Below are 23,944 nucleotides of genomic sequence, written 5' to 3'. Positions count from 1 at the left end.
GAAAAGGAACTTACAAACAAAAACATCGTGGGCCGCTTGTACGCTTCCTTCTTCGTTAGGGCGAAGAGGAAGAACGGCTCCACAAGTTTCTATGGACCAATCTTAACCTCCAGAGATATATTTTGGTAGGGATGGATGTAAAAAGGGTAGAGCTGTCCATTCTTTATACAGTCTGGTAAAATGCCACTATGACAAATTTTATTGTTATTTTCGTCTGTCTTATTGCCGGAAACCTATGTAAAAAGTTGCGACATTTTCCAAATGCTACGCCACAGGTTTTAAACTCTTTTGTAGTCTATTTATCACTTCCTGCGCTGGTCTTTGCTCAGCTGCCAAAACTTCTAGTGACAATGGATTTTAGCGGTAACTGGTGGATGCCTGTATCAATGGCCTGGATGGCCTTTGCCTTTTCTTATTTAGTTTTTGGTTTTGCTGGAAAGCAATTTGGATGGAAGGACTCGACAACTGGAGCGTTGATTCTAACGGCAGGATTAGGGAATACATCTTTTGTTGGGTTTCCTTTATTAGAAGCTTTAATCGGCCCGCACGCTCTTCCTATTGGGATTCTTGCAGACCAGCCAGGAAGTTTTCTTGCCTTGGCAACAATCGGTATTTTTGTAGCAGCTCTTTATTCGGGAGCTAAAATCACACCGCAATTTATTGCACGTAGGATTTTATTTTTCCCACCTTTTATTGCTCTTTTACTTTCTGTTTTCTGGTATCTGTTATTTGGAATGAATCATCCCCATGGCCTTGATCCTATTATACCCGCCTTTGAAAAGGTGGCGGCAACTCTTGTTCCGCTGGCGGTTTTCTCCGTTGGGTATCAGCTGCATGTTGACCCGGCGGTTTTTAAAAGACGCTGGTTCCCGCTGATGGTTGGTCTGGGCTTCAGGCTTTTAGTCCTTCCTGCTTTTTTTGCTTTTTTCTATATTAAGGTTTTAGGTGGAAATGATCTGATCACACAAGTCACGGTGCTTGAATCAGCAATGGCGACCATGATTACGGCGGCAGTTGTGGCCAATGAATTTAACCTAGATAATGAGCTCACGAACTTGATGGTTGGCGTGGGGATTCCCATTTCGCTTATTACTGTACCGCTTTGGAAGTATTTCCTGGGCTTTTAGTATTAAGCTGTCCACAAGCGGCCAGGATGTCATCACCTTTTGTTGTGCGAATCAGGGCCGGAAGATTATAGGTCTCAATAATTTTTTGAAAACGCAGAATACTCTCATCTGTAGAGCGTTCAAAATCAGAACCTGGGAATGGGTTAAAAGGAATCAGGTTAATGATGGCCTGTCTGCCTTTAAGGAAAGCTCCCGTCGCGTGAGCGTCTTCTTCGGTATCGTTAAAATCTTTGATCAATAAGTATTCGTAAATTACATACTGCTTTCTCGCCAGAGGAATGGTGTCGATATAATCCATAACTTCCTGAAGTGAGTAGCGCTGATTAATAGGGATGAGTTTATTTCTTTTTTCTTCAATGACTGAGTGAAGAGAAAGAGCGAGGTTCACGCCCGGCATTTCTTCGTTCCAGCGCTTAAGCCCCGGAAGATACCCTGCTGTTGAAACAGTGATTTTCTGAATTCCTAAACTCATTCCATGTTGGTCGAGGAAAATTTCAGATGCTTTTTTTACAGCTGAGAAATTATGAAGTGGCTCACCTTGTCCCATGTAAACGATATTTTTTAACTGATGATCATCCGGACGGTTTTCTTTTAACCAGTTCCAGGCAAGGATAAACTGGCCGATGATTTCAGAAGTCTCCAGGTTCCTTTTTAAGCCTTGAGTTCCGGTAAAACAAAAAGAGCACTTCATCGCACACCCAACCTGAGTTGAAAGGCAGATAGTGTATTTATTTTGAAAGGGAATAAGCACGCATTCAACTTTCTGATCGTCTTTTAATTTGAGTAAAAGTTTAACTGTCAAATCTGTTGATTCATGAACGTAGTCGATTTCAGGAAGGCTAAAATCAAAGTTCAGAGCAACAAAGGAACGCGCAGCTTTTGAAAGATTGTGGTGCTCACAAGGCGAGAGTTTTTTCTCTTTGTAGTGGTGACGGAAAAGTAGCGAAGCACTTTTTGGATTAATGGCATGAGTTTTCAGAAGCGTTTCCAGCTCCTGATAATTATGCTCATAAAAAGATGTTTTGCCCGTGCTCATACAAAGTTAACGTCAATGATAAAAAGGCGAGTTGGAAAAGATCCTCCAAACTCACTTTCATCACCCTGATCCAGTTTTGTTAAAGTTTGAGCATGAGTATCATAAATAAACTTTAAAGGGCAGAGTGCTTTGATCTTTAATGGATTTTTTCCATCCATCTCAGCAATAGTAAGAGAGCTGGTGGCAAAATCCCTTCTGGTCATAACGTTAAAGTCACGGCAAGTGCCTTGAATTAGTTGGCAGTGAATGTCTTCTTCGCCAGCGAATGTGATGGGAAAAAAAGCAGTATCCATTGTCATAGGCTGAGGATTTTTATTTAATCTAAAGCCTGCGCCTTCCATTAAAAGAAGAATGCGCTCAATTCCCGGAAAGTGAGAGAAGGGGCCATCGGAACTCACAGTGGCGATAGAAAGACGAAAGTTGAAGCTGTCTTTATGGGGGATTTTATAAAGCTCTAAAGTAGAGCCGCCGCCATTTTTCCACGGCATTTCTTTAAATGTATTTTTGGTAAAGACTTCAATCATTAATTGCTGTCGCAAAGAATGGCATCAAAGCGGTTGGCCAGGGCACGACATGCACTTTGTATTTCATTTTTACCAAGCTCTCTAGGATAAACAGCAACCCAGGCAATTGCACCCTGGAAGTAATCCCATCCTCCGGCCGCAGAACGACCAATGGTAAATGTTTGGGCAGTATTGTTGATTGTAGGAGCTGAACCAGAGCTTGCAGCAGTCCCGTTTTTATAAACTGTAATACCAGAAGGTGTGTAGACAACGGCAACATGTTGCCATTGGTTCAAATCAACAGAGTGCGATTCAAAAGATGTCGATGTTCCTGTAAAAGCAGACCAGTTGCTATTTTGAATGACTAGAGCACGGTTAAAAGCACCCGAGTGGTTATCAATTGAAAGCACATGCTGGAGAGTGGTGCTTGTAGGATAAACCCAGGCCATCCATGTTGTGCTGCTCATGGTGTTTGGCTGAGGATTGATATTTGTTGTTACGACTGTGCTTGTTCCGTTAAATTCAAAACGATAAGGGCTGGTAAAAATCCCGTTGCCGGCAAAACCGCCGCCAAAAGAACAGTCTAAGTTTCCATTTAAAGAATTATTTGATGTGTTCACCCATGTTGAAATTGAACAACCTGTACTTGGGATTGAGCGGTCACCATTGGCATTTTCTGCATCGAATGTAGCCGTCGAGCCACCAGGAAGAGACTTGCTGCTTCCGCCACCGGAGCTATTTGAACAAGAGGTCAGAAGAGATAAAAGAAAAACGAATAGGATTAAATTTTTCATAGAAAAATTTTCTATCCGCGCTCTTTTAGTGTCAAACCTTTTAAAAAGTTTCTTAGGAATTGGTCACCGCATTCGCGGTAGTTTTCATGACCTTTCTTGCGAAGAAGAGCGCTGAATTCAGAGCGGCCGACTTTAAGGCCAGCTCGGGACATAGCATCGTGCATATCATCTTCTTTAAGGGCAAAGGCCACTTTAACTTTCTTTAAAACGACATTGTTGGTAACGGGTAGTTCAAAAGGAGGAGGAGTTTTGTTCTCGTCTTTTCCACGCTTGTAATAAACCATGCCATCTAAAAAGTGAGCGATCATTTCATCGCTACATTTTATGTAACCTGGGTCTTCTTCGTCTTTAAAGTAAGCGCGCACTTCATCCAGTTGCACTGTTGGGCCAGAGAGCTTGATGATCTCAACGACTTTATAGTCGCTGATGTCGAGTAGGTAGCGCAGGCTTCTTAGGTAATCGTTTGGGGTCATGTCTTGGTCATCCTTTTTTCGTGATTATAATGGGTTTTAATCCAAAAAGTGACTACTTTTTAGACAAGTCATTACTTTTTTACAGCGTAACTTGAGGAAATTTCTAAAAGTGACAGAATACATAAAATTGTACGCGAACCTTACACCCCCAAACGGAGTCGTTTATGAAGTCTAAATCTTTAGTTCTCGCTTGCGCGCTTACTGCAGCTGCTTTCAGCTTTTCTGCCTTTTCTCAAGAATCAACTGTCTGTGCTGATCCTTTAAAAAAGATTTGTACGGAAACTCAGGCCCAAAGAGCTCAGAGAGATATTTATATCAACAAGCTAAAAGGTGAAATCGCAGCAGAAGCTTCAAAAGCTTCTGAGCCAAGAATTGAAGAAATGAAGAAGAAAGTTTCTAAACTTCACTTCATTAAACGCGCTATTCAGTCATACAAAATTAGAAACCAAGAGATCATGCGTGCAGCTAAGAAGAGAGTTGTGGGAATTGAAACTGTTGTGACAGACCCAGCGAACGTAAATCTTCTTAAGTCATACATGAAGCGTGGAATTTCAGAAAGCCGTTTTGACAATACAACTAAGATTGTTATGTCGGGAATCATTGACCAGATTATCGTTGGTAACTTTGGTGACTTCCTAGAAAGAACTGGAATGGAAGACAATATTCTAGCTCAGCTTCTAAACAATGCGTGTGGATCTGATGGTATGGTGGCAAACGCTTTTGCTACAACATTAGGAAACGATAAGTACGTTTTAATCTGTCCAGGATTCCTGATCACTATGAGCCAGGAGCCGGATATGAGAGAGAGATTCAACAGCATCCTTCTAGCGATCTCTCACGAAATGGGTCACCATTTAGATAACAGCAAGCTTGGAAACGATCTATACAAACCATTCATGGGGTGCTTAGCTGATAACTATGTTGATAAATTCAACAAAACTGACAACGATAAAAAGTTCTGTAAGAAGAATGAAAAAGACCCAGCTGCGTGTAACATGAAAGTTGTAACAAGCCACGCTGGTGAGCTGATTGCTGATGCTTGGGGTATGAAAGCTCTAAACATTCACGCTAGATCGCAAAACTACTCTTTTGCAGAAACAGATGCTCTTCTAGTAAGCAGCTGGGCTAACCTTTGTGGAACTGGTGATGAAGGTATCCACCCATCTGGTGACTTCCGCATTGGAACATCGCTTAGAACGAACCCTGATATCGTTGACTACCTAGCTTGTGGCAACGCAGGTGTAAGCAATAAACCGGCTTGTACGTTCGAAGGCGCAGTTAGTATTTAAGACTTTCTAACTAATCATATCTGATTTAGAATCTCCCTGAGGGTCATGCCCTCACGGGAGATTTTATGTTTTTACAATTCAATTTTTCCGCTATCCTTGTTTGTGCCGTGCTTAATATGTTGCTAGGCTTTTTATGGTATGCTTTTCTTTTTAGCAGGTCATGGATGAAGCTGATGGGATTAAATCCTGACAAAATGAGTGAACACGAACCTCAAAATGCCGTGACTCACGGTTATTTTGCCTCGTTTATCTCTTACATCATCATGGGATTGGTATTGAGCTACTTTATTATTACAACTGGGGCTACGACGGCATTAGAGGGTTTAAAACTCGGCTTTTTATGTTGGCTGGGATTTTCTTTAACGACAATGCTTCCGAACCATTATTTTTCTATGAAACCTATTAAGCTTGCTTTCATTAATATCTCTTATCCACTTGTGGGAGTGTCAATGATGGGCGTGATCCTTGCCATTTGGAGATAGTATGAAAAGTGTTCTACTTTTATCACTTGTTACTTTTTCATTGTATTCATGTTCTAAAACGCCAGAGAAACCAGCTGTCACTATTGGCCAGTACTCTAAGCAAGTCGTGCAGATCAATGAAGTTGTCAATAAGCTGATGAGTGAACCAGATGTAAAAGTCATGAACTATATGGCCGATGGAGTAGAAGCGACCAGAGCGATTCCATGTGATGCTGTCGGTGAAGAATGTAATGCCTATTACGAATTTCTTAATAAAGTTGTCGACCTGACAAAAGACAATGAACTTAGTGATGCCGACAGAAAGGAGCTGGTAGAGCTTCAGGCAAAATTACAAAAAGAACTGCAAAAAAGTGATGTGAAAATTCAGCAAGAGTGGAAGGACTACATCAACTCTCAAGGTAAAAAAGAATAAATTTTTAGTGGATTGCCAGAGGCTTTCTTAGGTGTACAAGCACCATACTGGTAGTGAATTCTCTGCCCAGGAGTTTTTGTAGCCACTTTTTCCCTTTGATCGGTTTGCAATTAAGCTCTACGATTTCAAATGGGCTTTGATTAAAGATCTTTTCAAAATCAGCAATGGAAAGCTGGTTAAGGCCACCAGCAACTTCATTAAACTTCGTGGCACCATCATGATAAAACTGATTTCTCCAGCGAATCAGCGCTTTTTCAGTAAAGAGTAAATGCGACCATGGGAAGACAGAGAAGGCGTGTCCTCCGTGTGGGTGATACCACGTTGGACCGAAGCTAATGAAGGCCTCGCCACCTGGGCGAAGACAGCTGTACATGATCTTTAGCATTTCTGCCGGTTTTTCGAAGTGCTCGAAAGCATCGATAGAAATAATTAAGTCTGCCTGCGATTGAAGATTCTCAGGGAGAGTTGTAGCAAAAGTACAGTTTGGAAGTTGAATGCGTTCTAAGTTGTCTGCTACCAACTCTGCCCTGATTTCAAGTCCCAGAGAAAGCTTGGCACCCCATTTGGCCATTGCTTCGGTGTCTCCACCTAGGCCGCAGCCAAAATCAACAACGAATTTATCTTTGATTTTTGCAGGGAAATTATTGACGAAGATTTTATCTAAAGTCAGACGGTTTTCAGATGCCGGTGCGTTTGTATCAATGTGATACTTTTTCTTTAGATAAGCAAATTGTAGGTCGTGAATCATATTCGTCATCCTCGGTTTTATACAACAGAATCCAGTTATTTTCTTCAGGTAGGTAATATATTTATGACCCCTAAACCACAAAAAACCGGTGGGGCGGCCACCGGGTCTCTGCGGGTCAATGTTCTATTGATAATTTACGCTCAATAAAAGAACGTTATCACATCACTTCTTGATACGTCCGACGGACCGCTTTCCATCTCCATATCCAGGTACATTAAACATTTCTTGAGATATTCATTTGTTAAATTCACTAATTGTTTTTCACTTAGAGAACGTTTGGCGTTTGGGTAAACCACACTTTCCTCTTCTTTGATGTGGGATTTAATTAGCCCAGTTAACATTCTAATTTTTGCATCAATGTCTTCTGACCAATAATGTTTGTAGTCCATACTTTTAATTTCATCGACTATTTCAAAAGCAATCTCGTGCTCATCCTGGCCCTTTATCCCCAAAAGTCTCACTTCGTGACTTAAGGCTTCTCTGAGTGCAGGATAAAAAGAATCTCCTTCGGCATGCGCGTGCATTTGAAAAATGCAAAGAAAGAGCGATGCCAAAGCCTGCTTGTCTTCAGGAGCGGTTCCGCTGTCATTGAGCATATTAATATACTCTTTGAGGTACTTGTGATGATTTTCCATAATATGAATAACGCTTGTGTCGTCATCTTCATCGTTCAGAGATTGTCTTAGATGCTTAAGAGTCTCTAATGCGTTGATCATGAAAAATCCTTTGTTTTAGCTGAACCCGTCCTAAAGTTCTATTCACAATCGAATGTTGCAAATTTAGAACCAACGAAGGAATACGAATTTCTCATCACTCTTCATTTTGTTCCGGGAAAAAATGGACTTAGCTACGAGTAACAATGGGGAAAAGTTGAATGCTCAGGAATATTATGCTGTGGAACTAAAGTAAACCTATTAACATCTTTGTATGAAAACAATTGATCTGATTCGCCTTTTTACCCTCGCCGCTATTTGGGGAGGTTCATTCATCTTTTTAAGAATTCTTGCGCCAGTCTTGGGGCCCTTTCTTACGACTAACTTAAGACTCTTTATTGGTGGATTAGTGCTGTGTCTTTATTTTGCGGCAAAAGGTTTTGACCTGGAATGGAAAAAAAACTGGAAGCATTACTTAATAATAGGGGTCATCAATTCGGCCATCCCTTTTACTCTGTTTGCTTATGGTGCACTTTATCTTCCTGCTTCTTATGAAGTAATTCTCAATTCAACTTCACCCATGTTCGGTGTGATCTTTTCATGGCTTTGGTTAAAAGACGAAATGACCTGGTCAAAAATAACTGGTCTTGTGCTGGCGAGTGCAGGTGTGGCCTTAGTTGTCGACTTGGGAACAACCCAACTTAATAACAACGCTTTTCCTGCTATCATCGCCTGTTTAGTAGCGGCCAGCTGTTATGCTATTGCTGGGATTTATATTAAAAAATTTGCTTCGCACATTAAACCACTTTCTTTTGCGGGTGGATGTCAGCTGTTTGCCGGACTTATTCTTATTCCACTCTCGTTAAGTCAACCAATCCCAGAGAGCGTGAGTTTAAATATCGCACTTAATGTTTTAGGTATTGCTCTTCTTTGTAGTGCTGTGGCCTATTTACTTTATTATCAATTGATCGCGGATGTTGGACCGGCAAAGGCCTTGACTGTGACTTTTCTTATGCCGCTCTTTGGAATGATTTGGGGAGCGATTTTTTTAAGAGAATCCATCACCGTACACATGATCATGGGAACTGTCCTGATTCTGGCGGGGACTTGGTTTGTCGTAAGGAAAGTGGGCGGTCGTTGAATTCGGATTTTTGGCCAGCACCTGGTCTTTTTCCAGGGCCCGGATAAAAGCAGGTCTTTCACTTAGACGATCTAGGTAGCGCATAAAAGATTCTTTCTCAGGCATGACTGGGAAAATTTTTATCGCCCAATAAAGCATGATTCCCAGTTGAACATCTGCAGCTGTGAAATCACTGCCAGTGGCATAACGATGATGTATAAGTTTTTGGTCAAGATACTCGACCATGTCATCAAAAAGACCGAATGAAAATTCATTCGATTTATAAGTCCATCCATGAGTCCTTGCAGCGATGACTGGATCGAGGACTGCATCACAGTAAACCAACATTGAAAGATAAGGTCCACGTCTTAAATCTCCCACTTGCGGAGCAATATCATTATCGGGAAAAGCATCACATAAGTAAGTGGTGATGGCCGCTCGTTCGGTGATTATAATCCCATCATGGACAATGGCCGGGACTTTTTTGTTCGGCTGAATTGTTCGGTAAGCTTCAGGTGCACCACCTGGAGCATTGATATTTATCAGTTCTAATTCATAAGGAATTTCTAACTCTTCTAAAAGCCATAAAGTGCCAGTCGAACGAGAGTGTGGTGAATGGTAAAACTTTATCATGATGTACTCCTTTTGCTTTCTATACTGCAAAGAAGTCTCCATAAGAAAAGTTAAAGCTTAGAATTTTGGAAGAGCGATAACGATTGATCCACTAATGATCAAGAGACAACCAAGTGCAGTTTGCCATGTCAGGATTTCTCCTAAAATAAAAGCAGAAAGAATAATTGCAAATGCAACACTAAGCTTGTCAACTGAAGCGACCTGCGCCACGTGCCCGAGTTGAAGAGCGCGGTAGTAACATAACCACGACAATCCTGTCGCGATACCAGAAAGAACTAAAAAGACAATAGTGCGTGAAGAAAATTTATCAACTCGTTGCCACTCTGAATTCATCGTGATGATAGAAGCAGAAACAAAAAGAATGACGATCGTGCGAACGAATGTGGCCATGTTGGAATTGACGTTTTCAACACCCATTTTTCCAAAGAGAGCAGTTAAGCCAGCAAAAAAAGCTGAACCAAGAGCAAAAACCAACCACGGCTGAGACATTAGTTATCCTTTTCGATTTCTTCTTTAATAGAAGTGATTATAGGAGCGACTTGATCAGCGATTAAATTTTTAGCGATTGGACCAATCACCCCGCCGTAACCTTGTCCTTTTTTCATTTTAGATTTTACAGTAGCACTTAAATGATCAGGTCCTTTTTCTTTCGTGCAAAAAACCATCTCCAGGTTTTCAATGTTTTCAATAATCAAATCGCCTGATCCGTTGAAGTCCAAAAAGGTCTTAAAGCATTTTTGATTTGGTTGAGAATCGATATAAGAAATATCCAGCGTGCCCTTGTATAAAACAGTTTTTGAGATACCTAAAACTTCTTTTGTCGCCAAAAATTGGATTTGGTTGTGATTGATGACCTTGTCTCTAATTTTCATTCCCACTGGTTTGTAGCGAACTAAAACAGGCTCAGGATTATTAATGATATTATTGATACGATCGTAAATGCCTTCAGCTTTTGATTCAAATGTTGAAACCGGAAGATCGATGTAGTCTCCAGCAAAAACATGAGTCGATAATAAAAAATAAAGGGCGATTAATTTATTCATAACTTGCCTGTAAAAAAAAGAGCAGTCTCAAGGACTGCTCTGATTGAAGTGTTATTGTAAACCCCAGCGCCTTAAAATGGAATCCTTGGGATTATAGCTAGCGAGCTTTTTCTCAAAAATATTTCTCAACCTTGCCAGAGATAATGAGAACCCCTCAATATCGAGCACAGTGCCATCCAGAGCATTTTGCCAATGCTGCATTAGACCTGGATACATGGGATCAAAGGCCTTAACCAAGTCTTCAATTTCAGCAAACTTAATAACGTATTTTGAATCACGGTTTGGTGTACTCCAGTCTTCATAACCTTGTGTTCCTGGATTGCAGTTGTGAGAGCGGCAGAACTCGTATCCGTCCCGAACGATTTTGACTCTCATATTAGTGTAATTCACCAAATCGATAATTCCAGTATCAATTAAACTAAATGGATCGTAGTTGGGTTTTACTCGGCTGATAACAAACTGGATGAAAGAATAATATTTTCCCTGAAGGCCTTGATCAAACTGCTCCATAGAGTATCGAGGATCATTTTTTTTAGGTGTAAGTGTCCATGAGTTGCGCGAGACAACTGGCCAGCGAAAGGCAAGTATTTCTCGCGTTCCTCTTATTGGCCAGGCCTGATCGACAAACGCTTCTCTATAAAGAGGTCTGACTTCTCTTGGCGCTGTGGATGAATGTGTGAAGAGAGGAAGTTGTGAAGGGTCATCAAAGTAATTTTCTGTAATCGTTCTCATGTGACCTGAACCATTAGTTTGGCTGACAATAAATGTTCCCGCTTGCAAACCTTTTCTCGTGATTGAAACAGGAAAACCATCATTGGCCATCACTGTTCTGGTGCTGGTCATGTCCATGACATAATTCAATGCTGCAAGAAATAGTTGATCATCATACCAGTTGACAGACGTTGGAAGATTTTCCCACTGCTTTCTCATGGAAAATTGTCCAAACAAAGAACCGGTATCAGAAACCGTATTTGCCACAGGAAGTGAGTAGATACGGGCAAAAATCCAGCGGTAACCAATGAGTGCATCCGCACAATCAGTGGGGATATTGTATTTCATATAAAAGTCGGAGGTTATTTCAGATTGCAGCCATTGTGCATATCTTTCTTCCCAGTAATCGCTCCATTGATTAGCCGCTACCCACAAATTCTTGTTCTTTTTTTCTGAAGCTGTTGTGTCAATGGGCCAGTACGAAAGTTTTTTAGTGGAGTGATATTGTGGATAAGTCTGTTTGATAAAATGTTTAGCATCTAAGAGAGTGCTAAATTCATTGGAGGAGATGAGGTCCTGGTAGTCTCCCTTTTCTTGCACATAGTGTTTAACAACAATTCCTTCATCAGTGTCTAAACTTACAAAGTGCCTTATATCTCCTGAGGTTTTTACCCAAAGTTCAGAGGCCAGCAGATTATGGGTAAAAAAGAGAAGTGAGAAGCAGAGTAAAATGCTTCGAAAAGTTTTTTGCATATTATCCTCTTTTTTAAAATGAAATCTTTCAACTTATGTTGAAAGTAAAATTCATTCTGCAAAAGAAGAACCACTCTAGGATTTCTTGATACCGCTACCGAAGTAAGCAGTGGTCATAAGTTGCATTGGAGATTCTGTGTACGTTTCGTGAAGATAGTTCATAATTTTAGTCGAGATCATATGCCATTCGTCAGGGCCATAATTGCTTTGTAGTAAAGCAATCGGGGCACCTCCTTCAGACATTAGCTTCCAAAACATTTTAGGTGAGATCGCCGGTAAATTCATTGCACATTCCTGAATCAAAACATTTTCAAAACCGGCCTCTTCCATTTCTGCTTTAAAGACTTCGGGGTCTTCTAATGAGCGAGAATTAGCTCTTGGAGAAGGAGCATCGGGAAGTGTAGAGTTAATCGCAGCTCCAATTGCTTGCATCAGCGTCGATTTCTCAAGAGATGCCCAGCTTGAAACGATGGCGGCACTTCCTGGTTTTAGAACGCGATGAAGTTCTTTAAAGCCCTTAATGCGATCGGGGAAGAACATAAGACCAAAAAGAGAGAAAGCATGATCAAATTGATTATCATCAAAAGGCAGATTTTGTCCGTTGGCCTGAAGTATCTCAACATTAAAGAGTTCTCTTTTTAATAAACGTTTTTTTAATTCATTAAGCATGTCATGAGAAAAATCCAGTGCGTGTATTTCTTTAACTTGATTAGAGAGCATACAGGTTAAAATACCAGTGCCACAAGCAACATCCAGAACTTTTGAGGCGGGTGTAATGTTAGATATTTCAATCGCTTTTTTTGCAAAAGGAGACATAACCCAATCTGCCATCTCAGCATAACCTTCAGCGACTCTGCCCCAGGACTCCGATTGTGATAAGGGATTAACTTGATTAGACATAGAAACCTCAAGGACGTTTGTATGCTTAACTATACAATGATTCTGGAGGAAAGTACCACGAGTGTGAGATTTTTTTAGAGAGGTTTTTCTAACATTAGATCTTTAAAAGCAGCTTTCACTTGGACAGAAGCTGTGACAAAATTAAACTAGGCACATGTAAGTCAGGATCTCTATCAAAAAACGAGAGAATTTTTCTCAGAAAAAGAAATTTTTGATTTAACACTTGCTAGAGCTGCTGATAAAATCAATATGCTTGAAGTTGTGGAGGCGGTAGATGGAAGACAAAATACTTTCAATTGTCAGGAAATCAGACGCAATAATCCTTGTTAACCAAAATTAAAGAAAATGAAACTTCCGGTCTTTTCTATTGCCGGGGCCATGTACGAAGCAGACAATGCTTGGCGAGATGTTTTAAGGAAAAAGAAACTCTCTGATTTGGCAAAAGAGATTCAAATCAGTGTCGATAAAAAAATTCTGGAAAAGTCTGCAGAGTGGTTTGCGGAAAAAATTTAAAGAGGTTCTATGTTACATGTTTTACTTGTTTGGGTCTTCTCTGCCGTTGCCCTTTTAGTCACATCAAAATTAGTTAAAGGTTTTGATATCAAGGATTTTAAATCAGCGATGGTGGCCAGTGTGATTATTGGTTTATTAAATGCCATTCTAAAACCAATTCTTTTTATCCTCACTTTACCAATCAATATTTTAACTCTAGGGCTTTTTACTTTTGTGATTATTGCGATTGTTCTTCGAATGGCCGCAGGATTGATGTCGAGTTTTAAGATTGATGGCTGGGCAACGGCCATTATTGCATCCGTCGTCCTAACCATCGTTCAAATTTTAATTGATTTAGTTATTTTCTAAGCTTTGCGTGCTCTTTCTAAAACAAAGGGAAGAGCACCAATCCCAATCATGAGAAGTGCGCTCGTGCAAACTCCAGTCCATCCGTAAAGCCCCCAGGAAATTGAACCAAGCCATGAACCTAGAGCTCCACCAAGGAAGTATGAGAACATATAAGCAGTATTTAATCTGCTGCGTGCTTCAGGAATTAAAGAGAAGACGCGGCTTTGGTTAGAGACGTGGCTTCCTTGAAGTCCAATATCCATTAGAAGCACTCCGATAGACAGAGCAATCAGCGAGTTTTGTCCCAAAGTCATATAAAGGATAAAAGAAAGGGCCATTAAAATAAAACCAATCATAATCGCAGAGCGTGGGCTTTTTTTATCTGAAAGTCTTCCGATGATAGGTGCAGTCAATGCACCAGCAGCACCTAAGAGACCAAAAAGTCCAACGGCCCTTGCACCAAGATGAAAAGCAGGAGACTCCATCAAATAGATAAGCGTGGCCCAAAAAGCAGAGAAGGCACCAAAGAGCATTGAACCAAAGAGCATCGACTCGCGAAGAACTGGTTGCTCTTTAACGAGTGTCCACACAGAATGGATAAGCTTAATGTAACTTCCCTGGTAACTTGGCTGGCTTACCGGTAGAACGAGTCTTAAGATAACAGCAAGAACAACAAGCGCACCTGCGGCCAGGCTGAACATAAATCTCCATCCGTATTCAGCACCAACAAAACCAGCGACTGTTCTTGCTAGAAGAATTCCCAGGAGTAGACCACTCATAACCATTCCTAGAACTCGGCCGCGCTTTTCAGCAGGAGCGAGATGAACAGCAAAAGGAATAATAAATTGCGGAGTCATGGTTGTTACACCGATTAAGAAACTCATGATTGTAGCAGTTAAAAGATTTGGTGAAAGGACCATTCCTACTAATGTCATTGCCGAGATAACTGTTGAAATAAAAATAAGTTTTCTTTTTTCAATCTGATCTCCAAGAGGAATGAGAAAAAGCATTCCAACGGCATATCCAAGTTGAGTAAGAGTTGGGATGGCACCCATCTGACCTGGAGTTACTTTAAATGTTTCCTGCATTTGGTGCAGAAGAGGCTGGCAGTAATAAAGGTTTGCTACGCACACGCCAGTTGCAATAGTCATCAGCCATAAGACTAAGGGAGAGAGAGTTTCTTCATGATTGTTCATATTAAAAGATCGCTTGTGAGTTTAAAAAATGGACTCATTATAACACTGATTGATTGTGAATGAAACAGCACTATTCTCAGGGGAATTTATTTAAACTCAGAATTATTATTTAAATGTTTTGCAAAATGACTGCGCGATTTTAATTCTTCCTTAATATTTCTTTTAGAATGACATTTGTTGAAAGAGATTGTGCTTACAAATTATGTTGCTGGTATGAGCTTTGCAATTTTTTACAAAGGTATTCTTTTCATCACTGAGAGGGAAAAATGTCACATCAAAATGAAGTTACAAGGCAAAACAGAAGACGAAATGTCCTTTCAGTTTGGGAGACAAAGAATGTTGTTAACTTTCTCTTAAGGATTCTCAGATGAATACACAAGGTACACCTGACTTTCGTCTACTTTTTGAATCGAGTCCGGGATTGTTTCTTGTTTTTCTTCCCGATGCACCAAAGTACACTATTGTCGCCGTAAGTGATGCTTATATGAGGCAAGCAAAAATAAAAAGAGAAGACATCCTGAACAAAGGGGTCTTTGATGTTTTTCCTGAAAATCCAAATGAGATGGAAGCTAATGGCAGAAAGCTGCTTATAGAATCTTTTGAAAAAGTATTGAAAAGTAAAAAACCTGATAAGATGAATCTTCTTCGTTACGACATCATGAATGATAATGACAAATTTGAAACGCACTTCTGGCTGGTGATGAATTCACCTGTTCTCGATTTGGAGGGAAACCTCAGTTATATAATCAATCAGGCAGAAGACGTAACGAATCTGGTTGTTGAAAAACAAGGAGCCGAAATTGCTTTAAAGGAGAGTGAAAAACTTTTTAAACTCTTAGTTGAAAATTTACCTATCGGTGTGTGGCTGATTGATAAGCAAGGACATATTTTTTCGGAAAATCCAGCTGCAATAAAAATATGGGGGGGAGATAAAGAGATCCCGATTCAAAATTACAGTGAACTTCAAGGATGGGTTTATGAGACAGGCAAAAAAATTGAATCTCATGAATGGGCTTCTGTCCGTGCCTTAGAAAAAGGAGAGGTTTGCCATAATGAAGTTTTAAAGATTAAAAAATTTGATGGCACTTACGGAGTCATTTTAAATTCAGCAGCACCCATCAAGGACGAAAATGGGCAAATCATCGGGGCACTTGTTCAGAATCAGGATATTGCCGAACAAAAAAAATATGAATCTGAACAAAATTTTCAACTCAATGTCAGTCGAATTCTGGCAGAGTCACTTGAGCTCGACACAAACAAACTGGGAAAGCTTTTAATTCCTAATTTTGCTGATTGTTGTGTTTTTTATACGACCAACATGGAAGAAGATGTTCGTTTGGAGTTTGTGGCCCATCGGGATTCGGATAAAGCAGTTGTTCTGGAAGCCTTTATTCGACGTTATCCAAGAAATTCAGAATACTTTCAGTCGATAAAAGAAGTTTTATTGGAAGGGAAGCCAATTGTTGTCACTCACTTAACAGATGAAGAATTAATAGAGGTTTTTCCCGACAGTAAGGATCGTGCGCTTTATTCTGCACTCTCGATTAAATCTTTTATTTCTGTACCCGTCATTGCTCGGGGAAAATCTTTGGGAGCTGTGACTCTTTGTTTTAATGATTCCGGAAGGCGTTTTGATCAAAATGCGCTTCCTTTTTGTGAAGAGTTTGCCAACGCTCTGGCCCTCGCACTTGATAAGGCCCGCCTTTATAAAGAGGCGCGCGATGCTATTGGAATTCGTGAAGATGTTTTGGCGATGGTTTCTCATGACCTGCAAAATCCTTTATCGGTTATTATGATGAGCCTTAAGTCCATTGTGAAAATTGATATCGAAGATAAAAGAGCAAAAGATAAAATTGATAAGGCCGCTGTGAGAATAAAACGCTCCAGTGAATTAATGCAGGGATTGATTGCCAGGATTTTGGATTTTGCAAAAATACAGGCAGGGACTTTTGCCATTGATTTTAAAGATCACGACCCTAAAATAATACTGGAAGAGTTTATAGAATCTGCCAGACTGCTCGCCGAAGAAAAATCTATCAAAGTCATTAGCGATGTAGATGATGATCTTCCTCATGTTTTATGTGATAAAGACCGCTTCATTCAGGTCTTATCCAACTTAATCGGCAACGCTATTAAATTTACCCAGAAAGGAGGAAAGATTATTGTTCATGCGCGCAGACTCGACCATCAAGTGCTCTTTAGTATTGAAGACACTGGAGCGGGAATGACCGAGGATCAGCTGCCGCATATTTTTGATCGCTTCTGGCAAGTAGAGCATTCATCTAATCACGGAGTTGGTTTAGGGCTTGCTATCGCAAAGGGGATCGTGGAGGCCCACAATGGAAAAATCTGGGTTGATAGTGAGAAGGGAGTTGGAACAAGCTTTCATTTCCTCATTCCCATAGGGGCAATTCAGCAGGATTTCATGCACTCATTTCACTAATTAAAATCATTTTTTAATCTAATCTGAAACATTCTCAAGAAACAGTTTGAGGACGAAACTCCCTTTACTCAACAAAGGAGAATGAGATGAAAAGATTAGGTCTATTGGCCATGTTAGCTGTTATCAGTTCAAGTGCTTTTGCAGATGGTCAGGTGTTTTACCGTTACGGAATTTCCAACCTAAACACGAGCAGAGGGGGACAAACTTTTACTGATACTGGTGGGGCCAATGGAAAGAATGATGATAAGAGCGGCCATGGGTTAGGTGCCGGTCTGGATATTAAATTAATGAATTGCCCACTGTTCGAATCAAACTCACTTCTAGGAGAAATTTTTGTTGATTACAATAGATTCTCAAATAAGAAAGTTGCCAATGCCATCGACGTGGTCGTTTCAAGCGATTCAAGTAAAAAAGAAGTCAGCGTTTCAGAGCTCGCTGTCGTCGTTGCTCCAAAATACAGATTTGATGGATTGGGAAAATTCAGACCGTGGATTATTCCAGCAGGACTTGCATTCATGGTCAATTCACCACCTTCAAACACAACCAACTATCTTGATATCGGATATCATGCAGGAGTTGGAGCGGAATATATGATCGTGAAAGAACTTTCATTAGGTCTTGATTACCGCTACACAATGGGTTCTGGAGACCCACAATTAAAGGTGAAGTACTCAAGTTTCGGAGCAAATTTAGGAATTAACTTCTAGAGCTTTGGATTAGTAGCGGGCCCCACTCACGGGTCCGCTATTTAAAACCTTTAATCATCGCCATCCAGGTTTTGCGTTTCCAGAAATAGGAATCAAGCGCAATGCCGATGAAATGAATAACCACCAGGACTTCAAGACCTGTAGAAATTGTACCGTGAATCTCTTCCAGAGTTTCATCACCCCAGAAGGCATCAAGCCCCAACATCCAACCGCTAATAGCAAGTCCAATCAGGCAAATCCAAATTAAAACATAAACAACTGAGGCCAACGGGGTGTGGCCTTCGTAATCAACGGGCGAGCCATTGAAGTGTGATGTTACATGAGTTTTGATGTCAGACCACTTTAAAGGAAGAGCGGGAAAGAGATTTTTCCTTTTGTTAATGAATCCTAGGAAAAATCTAATAAGAACCAGTCCAAGAGCGAGATAACCTAAATTCCTGTGAGGAGGATCTCCCTCCTCCAGGATAAAGATATTGAGAATTACTGTTAGAGCAATAATCCAGTGAATAAGCCTTATGTAATAAGGCCAGACTATCTTTTTAGAAGAACTCATTAGTTGATTTCTTCTTTTACTTTAGAACCATCGACTGGGCTGAAGTAGATTTCTACTTTTTTGCCTTCTTTGTTCCATCCGTAAATTTCGTAACAGTTTCCTTTTGTGACTTTGAAGACTTTAATTTTGTAACCATCAGCTACTAATTTTTCCTGGAATTTTTTTTCGTCCTGCCATTTTGTTTTTGGCTCTTTTGTACAATCAGGGCCAGCAAAAGCAGAAACAGATGCGATCAGAAGAAGTGAAGAGATTAAAAATTTCATATTTACTCCTAGTTGTTAAAGCAAGATTTTATCCAACAAGAAATCTTTGTTCAATCATTTTGATTTATAAAAATTTGTTATAACCTTCGCTTGTAACAAATGATTTGGGGAAAATGCATTTATTGTTTAATGCTAAAAAAATGTAAGAATCAACGCATGCTGGCTTTTATGTGCAAAAGCAATTACTGTGACAATGTTCTTTCTGTGACAGTTTAATTGAAGATAACACCTTACTGAGTTAGCATTTTCCCTTATGGACGTAGTATTTTTCTCTGATATTTCACCACATCAAATCTGGATTCGTACCATTGGAGTGTATCGTCTTGCTTAAATGTTGTAGAAAGGCTGGCCTTTCTACAACATTTATGGTTGCTCGAGCGCGTTATTCTGGAACAAGCTCTCTTCGAAATAAATATGCCCAGGAACTTTTAGATCTTATTAAAGAGAAAAAAGAGCAATTCCCTCATATCCCTTTCGTGGCCGGAGGAGTAAATAGCAACGATGAAATTTTTAGTTTCTTCGATCCTGTTGCTCTTGGTTACGGCGATCAACTCATTACGAAATTTGCTACAGACATCCATTCTCTAAAGAAATTTAGACGTGTCGTAGACGGACGCAATATTTATATCTCAGACAATACTTTTAATAATGATTACTCCACTGAGTATCACGAGACAGATGTCATTCATCGCAATGAAACTATGACGATTGAAGTCTCAAGAGGCTGCAAGTTTAAATGTAAATTCTGCTCTTTTCCTTTAAATGGCAGAAAAGCAAATGAATATATAAAGCCAGGCGCTATTCTTGAAAAAGAATTCATCGATAACTATGAACGTTTTGGAATTCAAAATTATATTCTGGCCGATGACACTTTAATGAAGATGCGGAAAAACTGGAATACTTTTTAGGTATTGTAGAAAATCTTCCTTTTAAAATTCAATATACAGGTTATTTCAGATTGGACTTTCTCGATAAGCAGCGCGCTTATTGGAAAAGGCTTTTAGATAGTGGCCTAGGAGGTGCTTTTTTTGGGATCGAAACATTAAATGATAAATCCGCCCAAGTGATTGGTATGGGGCTGGGGCTTTCTTATAAAGAAGCTTTTTCATTAGTTCCAGGAGACAAGGCCTCAATCGAACTCATCAACGAAGTTGTCTCAAGCAGAATAAAAGCAAACCTTGAGAGAGAGAGCTGGCCTTACTTGAACGTCCTGCTCAGGTAAAATCTTAAAAGAAAGATCACTCAATTTCCAAAAATTGATTAAAATAGACGTATCAATACAGAAATTTTTCAAAGGATTGAAACATGGAAATGGAAAGAAGAACGATTATTGAATTTTTAAGATCACAAGACCCAGATATGGATCCAGCAATTGCTGGTTGGTCACTTATGGACCTAATCGATCTAATGATCGATCACGTTTCAGAGCAAGAACTAGAGTATTCAGTTCTTTCTACTGCATACGCTTCAGGTGTTCACCCAAATCGTTTTGATGAATTCTATGATGCAGTAATGGGACAATATGAAACTATCCGTGACGGAGAAGAAATTCCTGTTCCGGTGTTAGACAGACTAGCTGCTCAATACAGATAATAAAAAAAAGGCCCGGTTTCCCGGGCCTTTTTTTTATTTAATCGTTATTCCATTGAAGCGCTAAATCTGTAGGAGTTCCGTAATAAACGTTCACATCCATATCATACTTTGTTCCAGGAACATTGTATAAGCACGACCCAGTTGAGGTACAGTTGATCTCGCTAGAGAACTGCCACATAAAGTAATTTGTCCAAATCCCGGCAGGAAAATCTGTGACATTAGATTTAAAACGAGCGTACCAAAGTTTTGATCTTTGAAACAGCGGTTGGTTTTTTACTTTTGAGTTAAGAAGAGTTGTCGTTGCATGGTTAGCGTAAACAACTGGAACACGTCCTGTTTTTTCATAAACGTAGTTCATGAAGACAACGGCCTCATCAACACTCATAAAGTTGCTGGCACCAGTATCTTCCAGGTCAAGGACCATCAGTGTATTTGGTTCATCTTGCACTAGAGATAAAAAGAAGTCAGCTTGCGCGATTGTGTTTCCTCTTGTTCCTAAGTGATATGCTCCCCACAGGTATCCGCGCTCAAGAGCAATTTTTTTGCGTGCCTTATACTGAGAGTCGATTTTTAATCCCATCCCCGAGCGGTGAATGACTGCTGCCACTTTCTTGTCTTTGGCCATTTTGTCCCAGTCGATTGAATTTCCTTCGTAGGCATCAATGATGATTGACGTATCACTTTGATTCCAAGGAGAACTAAAAGCTGCTCCAGTTGAGGGTGTGGTGGGAGTTGTTGTTCCTCCACCTGATGAACCTCCAGAACTTCCCGAGCCTGAGCTAGGTACACTTGGTCTCTTTGCTCCGAATGCATGAGAGTTAGTAGAAAAAATATTTAAAGCAATAAACAATGCGAGATAGACATGCTTCATAGTGAAGCTCCTTTGTGTAGAGGTTAGTAAAAACCAAATTCGATTGATGTCATCGAATGCAAAGAAGGCGTGCCAACTTATGCAGTCTCTACGGCAAAAAATTCTATGAACTTTAAATAAAAGGAAAAAAGATCGGAGTTGATATGGTCTTCAAAATGAAACTGTACTCGAGAGTCAGGGACACGATGTCACTGTGTATTTTGGTAGGGAATTGCGAATGTGTTTAGAAGAGATGCAAGTCTGTGATTAGTCTCTAATATCAGAATTGCTTGATAGGAATAGATTATTTCACTATGATTTGAGCGTGGACAATATCCAAACACTTTTAAATGAATTAAAGAGGCTCTCAAAAGAGTGCAGATTGCACTCTAGGGGCCCGCGCCCTGAATTGGCCCTTATGAGAGTGGCCAATTCTCTTGAATCGCTGGTGGTTTCTCTCAATGATTCTCCCTCTGCAGATAGCCCTCTGACAGCGAGAGAAAAAGAGGTTCTTTTTCACGTTTCTCAGGGCTACACCAACAGAGAGATCGCCTCAGCCTTTAACCTCTCAGAAAAGACTATCGAGTTTCATTTGAAATCGATCTTCACAAAAACCGAGTCTTCAACCAGGACCGAAGCTGTTAGAAATGCCATTAATAACAAGTGGTTAATCTTATCCTAGGGGATTCCCGAGGTGGATTCAATCCAGTCATCCTGTAAGCTAGTGTCACATCAACAGGAGGACACTATGGCAACCAAAGCTAAAAAAGACCCATCAGCTGAAATGAAATCACTACTTGGCCCTTTATGGAGTGCTTTTAGCTTAAAGAATGTATGGGAGCTGGTCGTTGATGCTTATAACGAAGTTTATTATATTGATAATGGAAAGATGGTAATGCTTGATAAGGTTTTTAAAAAGAGCACTGAACTGGATCAAGTTGTGACGAGACTCCTGGCCTTTCATCAAAAGAAAAAGAAGTCTGAAGAGCTCTCTTACTTTTTTAACCTGGATCAATACACTAAAGTCGCGATCGTTCTTCCGCCACTCGCGATTAAAGGACCAAGTATTGTTATTACTAAACTTCCGATTCAAGACCTGACGTTTGATGATCTCATTAGATTTAAAGCTCTTGATTCCGAAGGAAAAAATGTGATTGAAAAGATGCTTGCTTCCAACAAAGGATTCATTGTCGCAGGAAATATGGGATCGGGAAAAACGACGATGCTCAATTTGTTGGTAAATGGAATCCCACAGCCAAATAGAGTTGTGACTTTAGAAAGAATTCCCGACTTACTTATTAAGAGGCCTCATGTCTGCCGCATCCAATCCCAGACTCAGAAAGCTAGTGAGATGATTGATCTCATCGGCGTAGCCGAAAGAATGCGCGCTGACTACCTGGTGCTCTCTGATTGTGTAGGGCCTGAGTTGATGCCTTTCATGGAAATGGTAAGAAGCAATTGCATAGGAGTTATGCTGACAACAGGTGAGAGTGTCCTTGATACAATCAAACGAATTGAAACAAAAGCGGTGGTTTCGTCAGATGGAATGAATCTGGAGGAAGTCCGATATGCGATTGCCCAGGCTTTTAAATATCTTCTATTCCAAGAAAAGACGGCTGAAGGAGCAAGGCAGGTTTCATCAATTAGTGAATTGGTTTATGAATCAGGTGAATTAAAATTAAAAGCGATTTACAAGCGATAGGGGTAAAGAAAAACGGCCCAGAGATGGGCCGTTTAGTTTAGGTAAAAATTAATCTCTAAGAACTTCACATCTGAAGTTAGAAGCGAGTGGAGTTTCAGCTCCATCCAGACTCAAAGTTCCTCTTAATTGAACAGCATTATTCTTTAGCAGGATTGTGCCGGTAAAAGATGATGTTTCAGATGATAGAGTGACTGCACCTGTGTCTACTTCTGTTGAATCAAAAGCACCTGTTAGAAGATGCCCACCAAAGATTAATGTCAGGTCAGTTGTTCTGCCCATTCCATCATTACTTCTGTGCTCATATCTATTAAGTAGTAGAGTTTCTTTTTCTTCATAAATCATTGTGCTTGTTTTACAAAGTGACCACTGGCTGTCGCGAGCGAATGCTGAGCTTGAAAGAAGAACTAAACCTACAACGATTGCTTTCATAAGAGACTCCTTTTTAAGATTTTTATGGCTGTTTGCGTATTTCATATACACTAAAGCTTTTAAAAGTTTTAATAGAATCTCTTATACCGTTTGAAATTGAGGAAGACTTACTTTTGTAAAAACTTCCGGGCGACGTAGAAATAGGCTAAGAGGTTGTCATTTTGGAGAAGGCATGGTTGAGACGTTGAAGAAGATCCTGATCTGTGATGATCACCCTATCATCCATACAGATCCTTCATGCCCAACATTTGTAAATGGTGATATGGGTTTGCCAGTCACGAGTTCGGTCTTGTCAGGTACCGCCCCTGATGGATGGACAGCAGCTAACTACTCCACTAGTTTTTTTGGCACCTTTTATAGAACTTACTACTCAATCTACTCCATCATCTGGGCAACTTGCTCTAACAGCTGTAGAATTGAACTGCTTAGAATTTTAAGCGATAAGATTTTGACTTGAATTTTTAGGACATGAATTTAGTGGTTAAGTTGTGGACCAAGAAGAGTTTCAAATGTTCATTTAAAATTTTAGGCAAAAAAAAGCCCGGTGGGTTGACCGGGCCTTAATATGATTGCTTCTTACGAAGTTTTTCACCGTGAATTTAAAACGAACCATTCTAATTTTGGAGAAGAATGGGGTGGCGTTCGATCCTGTAGACAAACGTTTACACGATACCATTTTTGCCACGGCCAA

The 23,944-nt window shown here is 40.1% G+C and carries 31 protein-coding genes; 15 read left to right on the top strand and 16 right to left on the bottom strand.

Annotated features, from left to right (window positions below; genetic code table 11):
- Window positions 1-188: 188 nt before the first annotated feature.
- Complete coding sequence (locus tag ACN20O_RS06015) at window positions 189-1,127, top strand: AEC family transporter (RefSeq protein ID WP_491638163.1); 939 nt, start codon at window positions 189-191, stop codon at window positions 1,125-1,127.
- On the opposite strand, the gene rlmN is transcribed toward ACN20O_RS06015, so the two are convergent.
- From rlmN to ACN20O_RS05995, 4 genes are read right to left on the bottom strand one after another with little or no spacing between them, the layout of a single operon-like run.
- On the bottom strand, window positions 1,090-2,163 hold the full coding sequence (gene rlmN / locus ACN20O_RS06010; protein WP_491638161.1) for a dual-specificity RNA methyltransferase RlmN: 1,074 nt from the start codon (window positions 2,161-2,163) through the stop codon (window positions 1,090-1,092). The two genes, ACN20O_RS06015 and rlmN, sit on opposite strands and share 38 nt — an antisense overlap.
- A complete protein-coding gene (locus tag ACN20O_RS06005) occupies window positions 2,160-2,687 on the bottom strand; it encodes a HutD/Ves family protein (protein WP_491638159.1) in 528 nt (175 codons plus the stop codon). The genes rlmN and ACN20O_RS06005 overlap by 4 nt, the downstream gene beginning before the upstream one ends.
- Entirely contained in the window at window positions 2,687-3,460 is a 774-nt protein-coding gene (locus tag ACN20O_RS06000; RefSeq protein WP_491638157.1) for a LamG domain-containing protein, read from the bottom strand. The genes ACN20O_RS06005 and ACN20O_RS06000 overlap by 1 nt, the downstream gene beginning before the upstream one ends.
- Before the next feature lie 11 nt (window positions 3,461-3,471).
- The gene (locus tag ACN20O_RS05995) at window positions 3,472-3,933 is read right to left on the bottom strand and encodes a YehS family protein (protein ID WP_491638155.1); all 462 of its coding nucleotides are present in this window, start codon (window positions 3,931-3,933) and stop codon (window positions 3,472-3,474) included.
- A gap of 164 nt (window positions 3,934-4,097) precedes the next feature.
- On the opposite strand from ACN20O_RS05995, the gene ACN20O_RS05990 reads away from it, so the two are divergent.
- The 3 genes from ACN20O_RS05990 (at window position 4,098) to ACN20O_RS05980 (ending at window position 6,116) form a co-directional block, all read left to right on the top strand.
- Window positions 4,098-5,222 (top strand): hypothetical protein, encoded by a 1,125-nt coding sequence (locus ACN20O_RS05990; protein WP_491638153.1) that lies wholly within the window; start codon window positions 4,098-4,100, stop codon window positions 5,220-5,222.
- A 65-nt stretch (window positions 5,223-5,287) separates the two neighbouring features.
- Window positions 5,288-5,704, top strand: a complete 417-nt coding sequence (locus tag ACN20O_RS05985; protein WP_491638151.1) for a DUF1761 domain-containing protein — start codon at window positions 5,288-5,290, stop codon at window positions 5,702-5,704.
- A gap of 1 nt (window position 5,705) precedes the next feature.
- Window positions 5,706-6,116 carry a hypothetical protein gene (locus tag ACN20O_RS05980; protein ID WP_491638150.1) on the top strand — a complete coding sequence of 137 codons (411 nt, stop codon included), beginning with the start codon at window positions 5,706-5,708 and terminating at the stop codon, window positions 6,114-6,116.
- Between the two features lie 4 nt (window positions 6,117-6,120).
- Here ACN20O_RS05980 and ACN20O_RS05975 read toward each other — a convergent pair whose 3' ends face one another.
- Together ACN20O_RS05975 and ACN20O_RS05970 are read right to left on the bottom strand one after the other, a co-directional pair.
- Window positions 6,121-6,873, bottom strand: a complete 753-nt coding sequence (locus tag ACN20O_RS05975) for a methyltransferase domain-containing protein (RefSeq protein ID WP_491638148.1) — start codon at window positions 6,871-6,873, stop codon at window positions 6,121-6,123.
- A 131-nt stretch (window positions 6,874-7,004) separates the two neighbouring features.
- On the bottom strand, window positions 7,005-7,580 hold the full coding sequence (locus ACN20O_RS05970) for a hemerythrin domain-containing protein (RefSeq protein ID WP_491638146.1): 576 nt from the start codon (window positions 7,578-7,580) through the stop codon (window positions 7,005-7,007).
- 211 nt (window positions 7,581-7,791) lie between these two features.
- Between ACN20O_RS05970 and ACN20O_RS05965 the strand changes: the two genes are divergently transcribed.
- Window positions 7,792-8,658, top strand: coding sequence for a DMT family transporter (locus ACN20O_RS05965; RefSeq protein WP_491638144.1), 867 nt, complete (start codon window positions 7,792-7,794; stop codon window positions 8,656-8,658).
- On the opposite strand, the gene ACN20O_RS05960 is transcribed toward ACN20O_RS05965, so the two are convergent.
- From ACN20O_RS05960 to ACN20O_RS05940, 5 genes are all read right to left on the bottom strand, one after another.
- Complete coding sequence (locus ACN20O_RS05960) at window positions 8,566-9,270, bottom strand: glutathione S-transferase family protein (RefSeq protein ID WP_491638142.1); 705 nt, start codon at window positions 9,268-9,270, stop codon at window positions 8,566-8,568. The genes ACN20O_RS05965 and ACN20O_RS05960 overlap by 93 nt on opposite strands.
- A 57-nt stretch (window positions 9,271-9,327) precedes the next feature.
- Entirely contained in the window at window positions 9,328-9,759 is a 432-nt protein-coding gene (locus ACN20O_RS05955) for an EamA family transporter (protein WP_491638140.1), read from the bottom strand.
- The gene (locus ACN20O_RS05950; protein ID WP_491638138.1) at window positions 9,759-10,313 is read right to left on the bottom strand and encodes a hypothetical protein; all 555 of its coding nucleotides are present in this window, start codon (window positions 10,311-10,313) and stop codon (window positions 9,759-9,761) included. Before ACN20O_RS05950 ends, ACN20O_RS05955 begins: the two co-directional genes overlap by 1 nt.
- A gap of 51 nt (window positions 10,314-10,364) precedes the next feature.
- Complete coding sequence (locus ACN20O_RS05945) at window positions 10,365-11,777, bottom strand: hypothetical protein (RefSeq protein ID WP_491638136.1); 1,413 nt, start codon at window positions 11,775-11,777, stop codon at window positions 10,365-10,367.
- Between the two features lie 75 nt (window positions 11,778-11,852).
- Window positions 11,853-12,677, bottom strand: a complete 825-nt coding sequence (locus tag ACN20O_RS05940) for a class I SAM-dependent methyltransferase (RefSeq protein ID WP_491638134.1) — start codon at window positions 12,675-12,677, stop codon at window positions 11,853-11,855.
- Between the two features lie 345 nt (window positions 12,678-13,022).
- On the opposite strand from ACN20O_RS05940, the gene ACN20O_RS05935 reads away from it, so the two are divergent.
- Window positions 13,023-13,190, top strand: a complete 168-nt coding sequence (locus tag ACN20O_RS05935; protein WP_491638132.1) for a hypothetical protein — start codon at window positions 13,023-13,025, stop codon at window positions 13,188-13,190.
- A 9-nt stretch (window positions 13,191-13,199) separates the two neighbouring features.
- Complete coding sequence (locus ACN20O_RS05930) at window positions 13,200-13,538, top strand: phage holin family protein (RefSeq protein ID WP_491638130.1); 339 nt, start codon at window positions 13,200-13,202, stop codon at window positions 13,536-13,538.
- Here ACN20O_RS05930 and ACN20O_RS05925 read toward each other — a convergent pair.
- The gene (locus ACN20O_RS05925) at window positions 13,535-14,668 is read right to left on the bottom strand and encodes an MFS transporter (RefSeq protein WP_491638128.1); all 1,134 of its coding nucleotides are present in this window, start codon (window positions 14,666-14,668) and stop codon (window positions 13,535-13,537) included. The two genes, ACN20O_RS05930 and ACN20O_RS05925, sit on opposite strands and share 4 nt — an antisense overlap.
- Before the next feature lie 412 nt (window positions 14,669-15,080).
- Here ACN20O_RS05925 and ACN20O_RS05920 point away from each other — a divergent pair, with 412 nt between their 5' ends.
- Window positions 15,081-17,156, top strand: a complete 2,076-nt coding sequence (locus ACN20O_RS05920) for a sensor histidine kinase (protein WP_491638126.1) — start codon at window positions 15,081-15,083, stop codon at window positions 17,154-17,156.
- 86 nt (window positions 17,157-17,242) lie between these two features.
- Window positions 17,243-17,863, top strand: a complete 621-nt coding sequence (locus ACN20O_RS05915; protein ID WP_491638124.1) for an outer membrane beta-barrel protein — start codon at window positions 17,243-17,245, stop codon at window positions 17,861-17,863.
- A gap of 37 nt (window positions 17,864-17,900) precedes the next feature.
- Here the strand turns inward: ACN20O_RS05915 and ACN20O_RS05910 are convergent, their stop codons facing one another.
- Window positions 17,901-18,416, bottom strand: a complete 516-nt coding sequence (locus ACN20O_RS05910; RefSeq protein WP_491638122.1) for a cytochrome b/b6 domain-containing protein — start codon at window positions 18,414-18,416, stop codon at window positions 17,901-17,903.
- Entirely contained in the window at window positions 18,416-18,679 is a 264-nt protein-coding gene (locus ACN20O_RS05905; protein WP_491638120.1) for a PepSY domain-containing protein, read from the bottom strand. Before ACN20O_RS05905 ends, ACN20O_RS05910 begins: the two co-directional genes overlap by 1 nt.
- Before the next feature lie 365 nt (window positions 18,680-19,044).
- Here ACN20O_RS05905 and ACN20O_RS05900 point away from each other — a divergent pair, with 365 nt between their 5' ends.
- From ACN20O_RS05900 to ACN20O_RS05890, 3 genes are all read left to right on the top strand, one after another.
- Window positions 19,045-19,587: a radical SAM protein gene (locus ACN20O_RS05900; RefSeq protein ID WP_491638118.1), complete on the top strand. Its 543-nt coding sequence runs from the start codon at window positions 19,045-19,047 to the stop codon at window positions 19,585-19,587.
- 50 nt (window positions 19,588-19,637) lie between these two features.
- A complete protein-coding gene (locus tag ACN20O_RS05895) occupies window positions 19,638-19,901 on the top strand; it encodes a hypothetical protein (protein WP_491638116.1) in 264 nt (87 codons plus the stop codon).
- A gap of 83 nt (window positions 19,902-19,984) precedes the next feature.
- Entirely contained in the window at window positions 19,985-20,272 is a 288-nt protein-coding gene (locus ACN20O_RS05890; protein WP_491638114.1) for a hypothetical protein, read from the top strand.
- 37 nt (window positions 20,273-20,309) lie between these two features.
- Here ACN20O_RS05890 and ACN20O_RS05885 read toward each other — a convergent pair whose 3' ends face one another.
- The gene (locus ACN20O_RS05885) at window positions 20,310-21,143 is read right to left on the bottom strand and encodes a glycoside hydrolase family 25 protein (protein WP_491638112.1); all 834 of its coding nucleotides are present in this window, start codon (window positions 21,141-21,143) and stop codon (window positions 20,310-20,312) included.
- A 397-nt stretch (window positions 21,144-21,540) separates the two neighbouring features.
- Here ACN20O_RS05885 and ACN20O_RS05880 point away from each other — a divergent pair, with 397 nt between their 5' ends.
- Together ACN20O_RS05880 and ACN20O_RS05875 are read left to right on the top strand one after the other, a co-directional pair.
- On the top strand, window positions 21,541-21,804 hold the full coding sequence (locus ACN20O_RS05880; RefSeq protein ID WP_102244992.1) for a response regulator transcription factor: 264 nt from the start codon (window positions 21,541-21,543) through the stop codon (window positions 21,802-21,804).
- 66 nt (window positions 21,805-21,870) lie between these two features.
- Window positions 21,871-22,824 carry an ATPase, T2SS/T4P/T4SS family gene (locus tag ACN20O_RS05875; RefSeq protein WP_491638110.1) on the top strand — a complete coding sequence of 318 codons (954 nt, stop codon included), beginning with the start codon at window positions 21,871-21,873 and terminating at the stop codon, window positions 22,822-22,824.
- A 48-nt stretch (window positions 22,825-22,872) separates the two neighbouring features.
- Here the strand turns inward: ACN20O_RS05875 and ACN20O_RS05870 are convergent, their stop codons facing one another.
- Window positions 22,873-23,253: a hypothetical protein gene (locus ACN20O_RS05870; RefSeq protein ID WP_491638108.1), complete on the bottom strand. Its 381-nt coding sequence runs from the start codon at window positions 23,251-23,253 to the stop codon at window positions 22,873-22,875.
- Window positions 23,254-23,425: 172 nt separating this feature from the next.
- On the opposite strand from ACN20O_RS05870, the gene ACN20O_RS05865 reads away from it, so the two are divergent.
- Window positions 23,426-23,710: a hypothetical protein gene (locus ACN20O_RS05865; RefSeq protein ID WP_491638106.1), complete on the top strand. Its 285-nt coding sequence runs from the start codon at window positions 23,426-23,428 to the stop codon at window positions 23,708-23,710.
- Window positions 23,711-23,944 lie beyond the last annotated feature (234 nt).

The sequence above is a fragment of the Bacteriovorax sp. As-1 genome (assembly GCF_058446905.1).
This window is presented reverse-complemented; position numbering and strand designations above follow the sequence as displayed.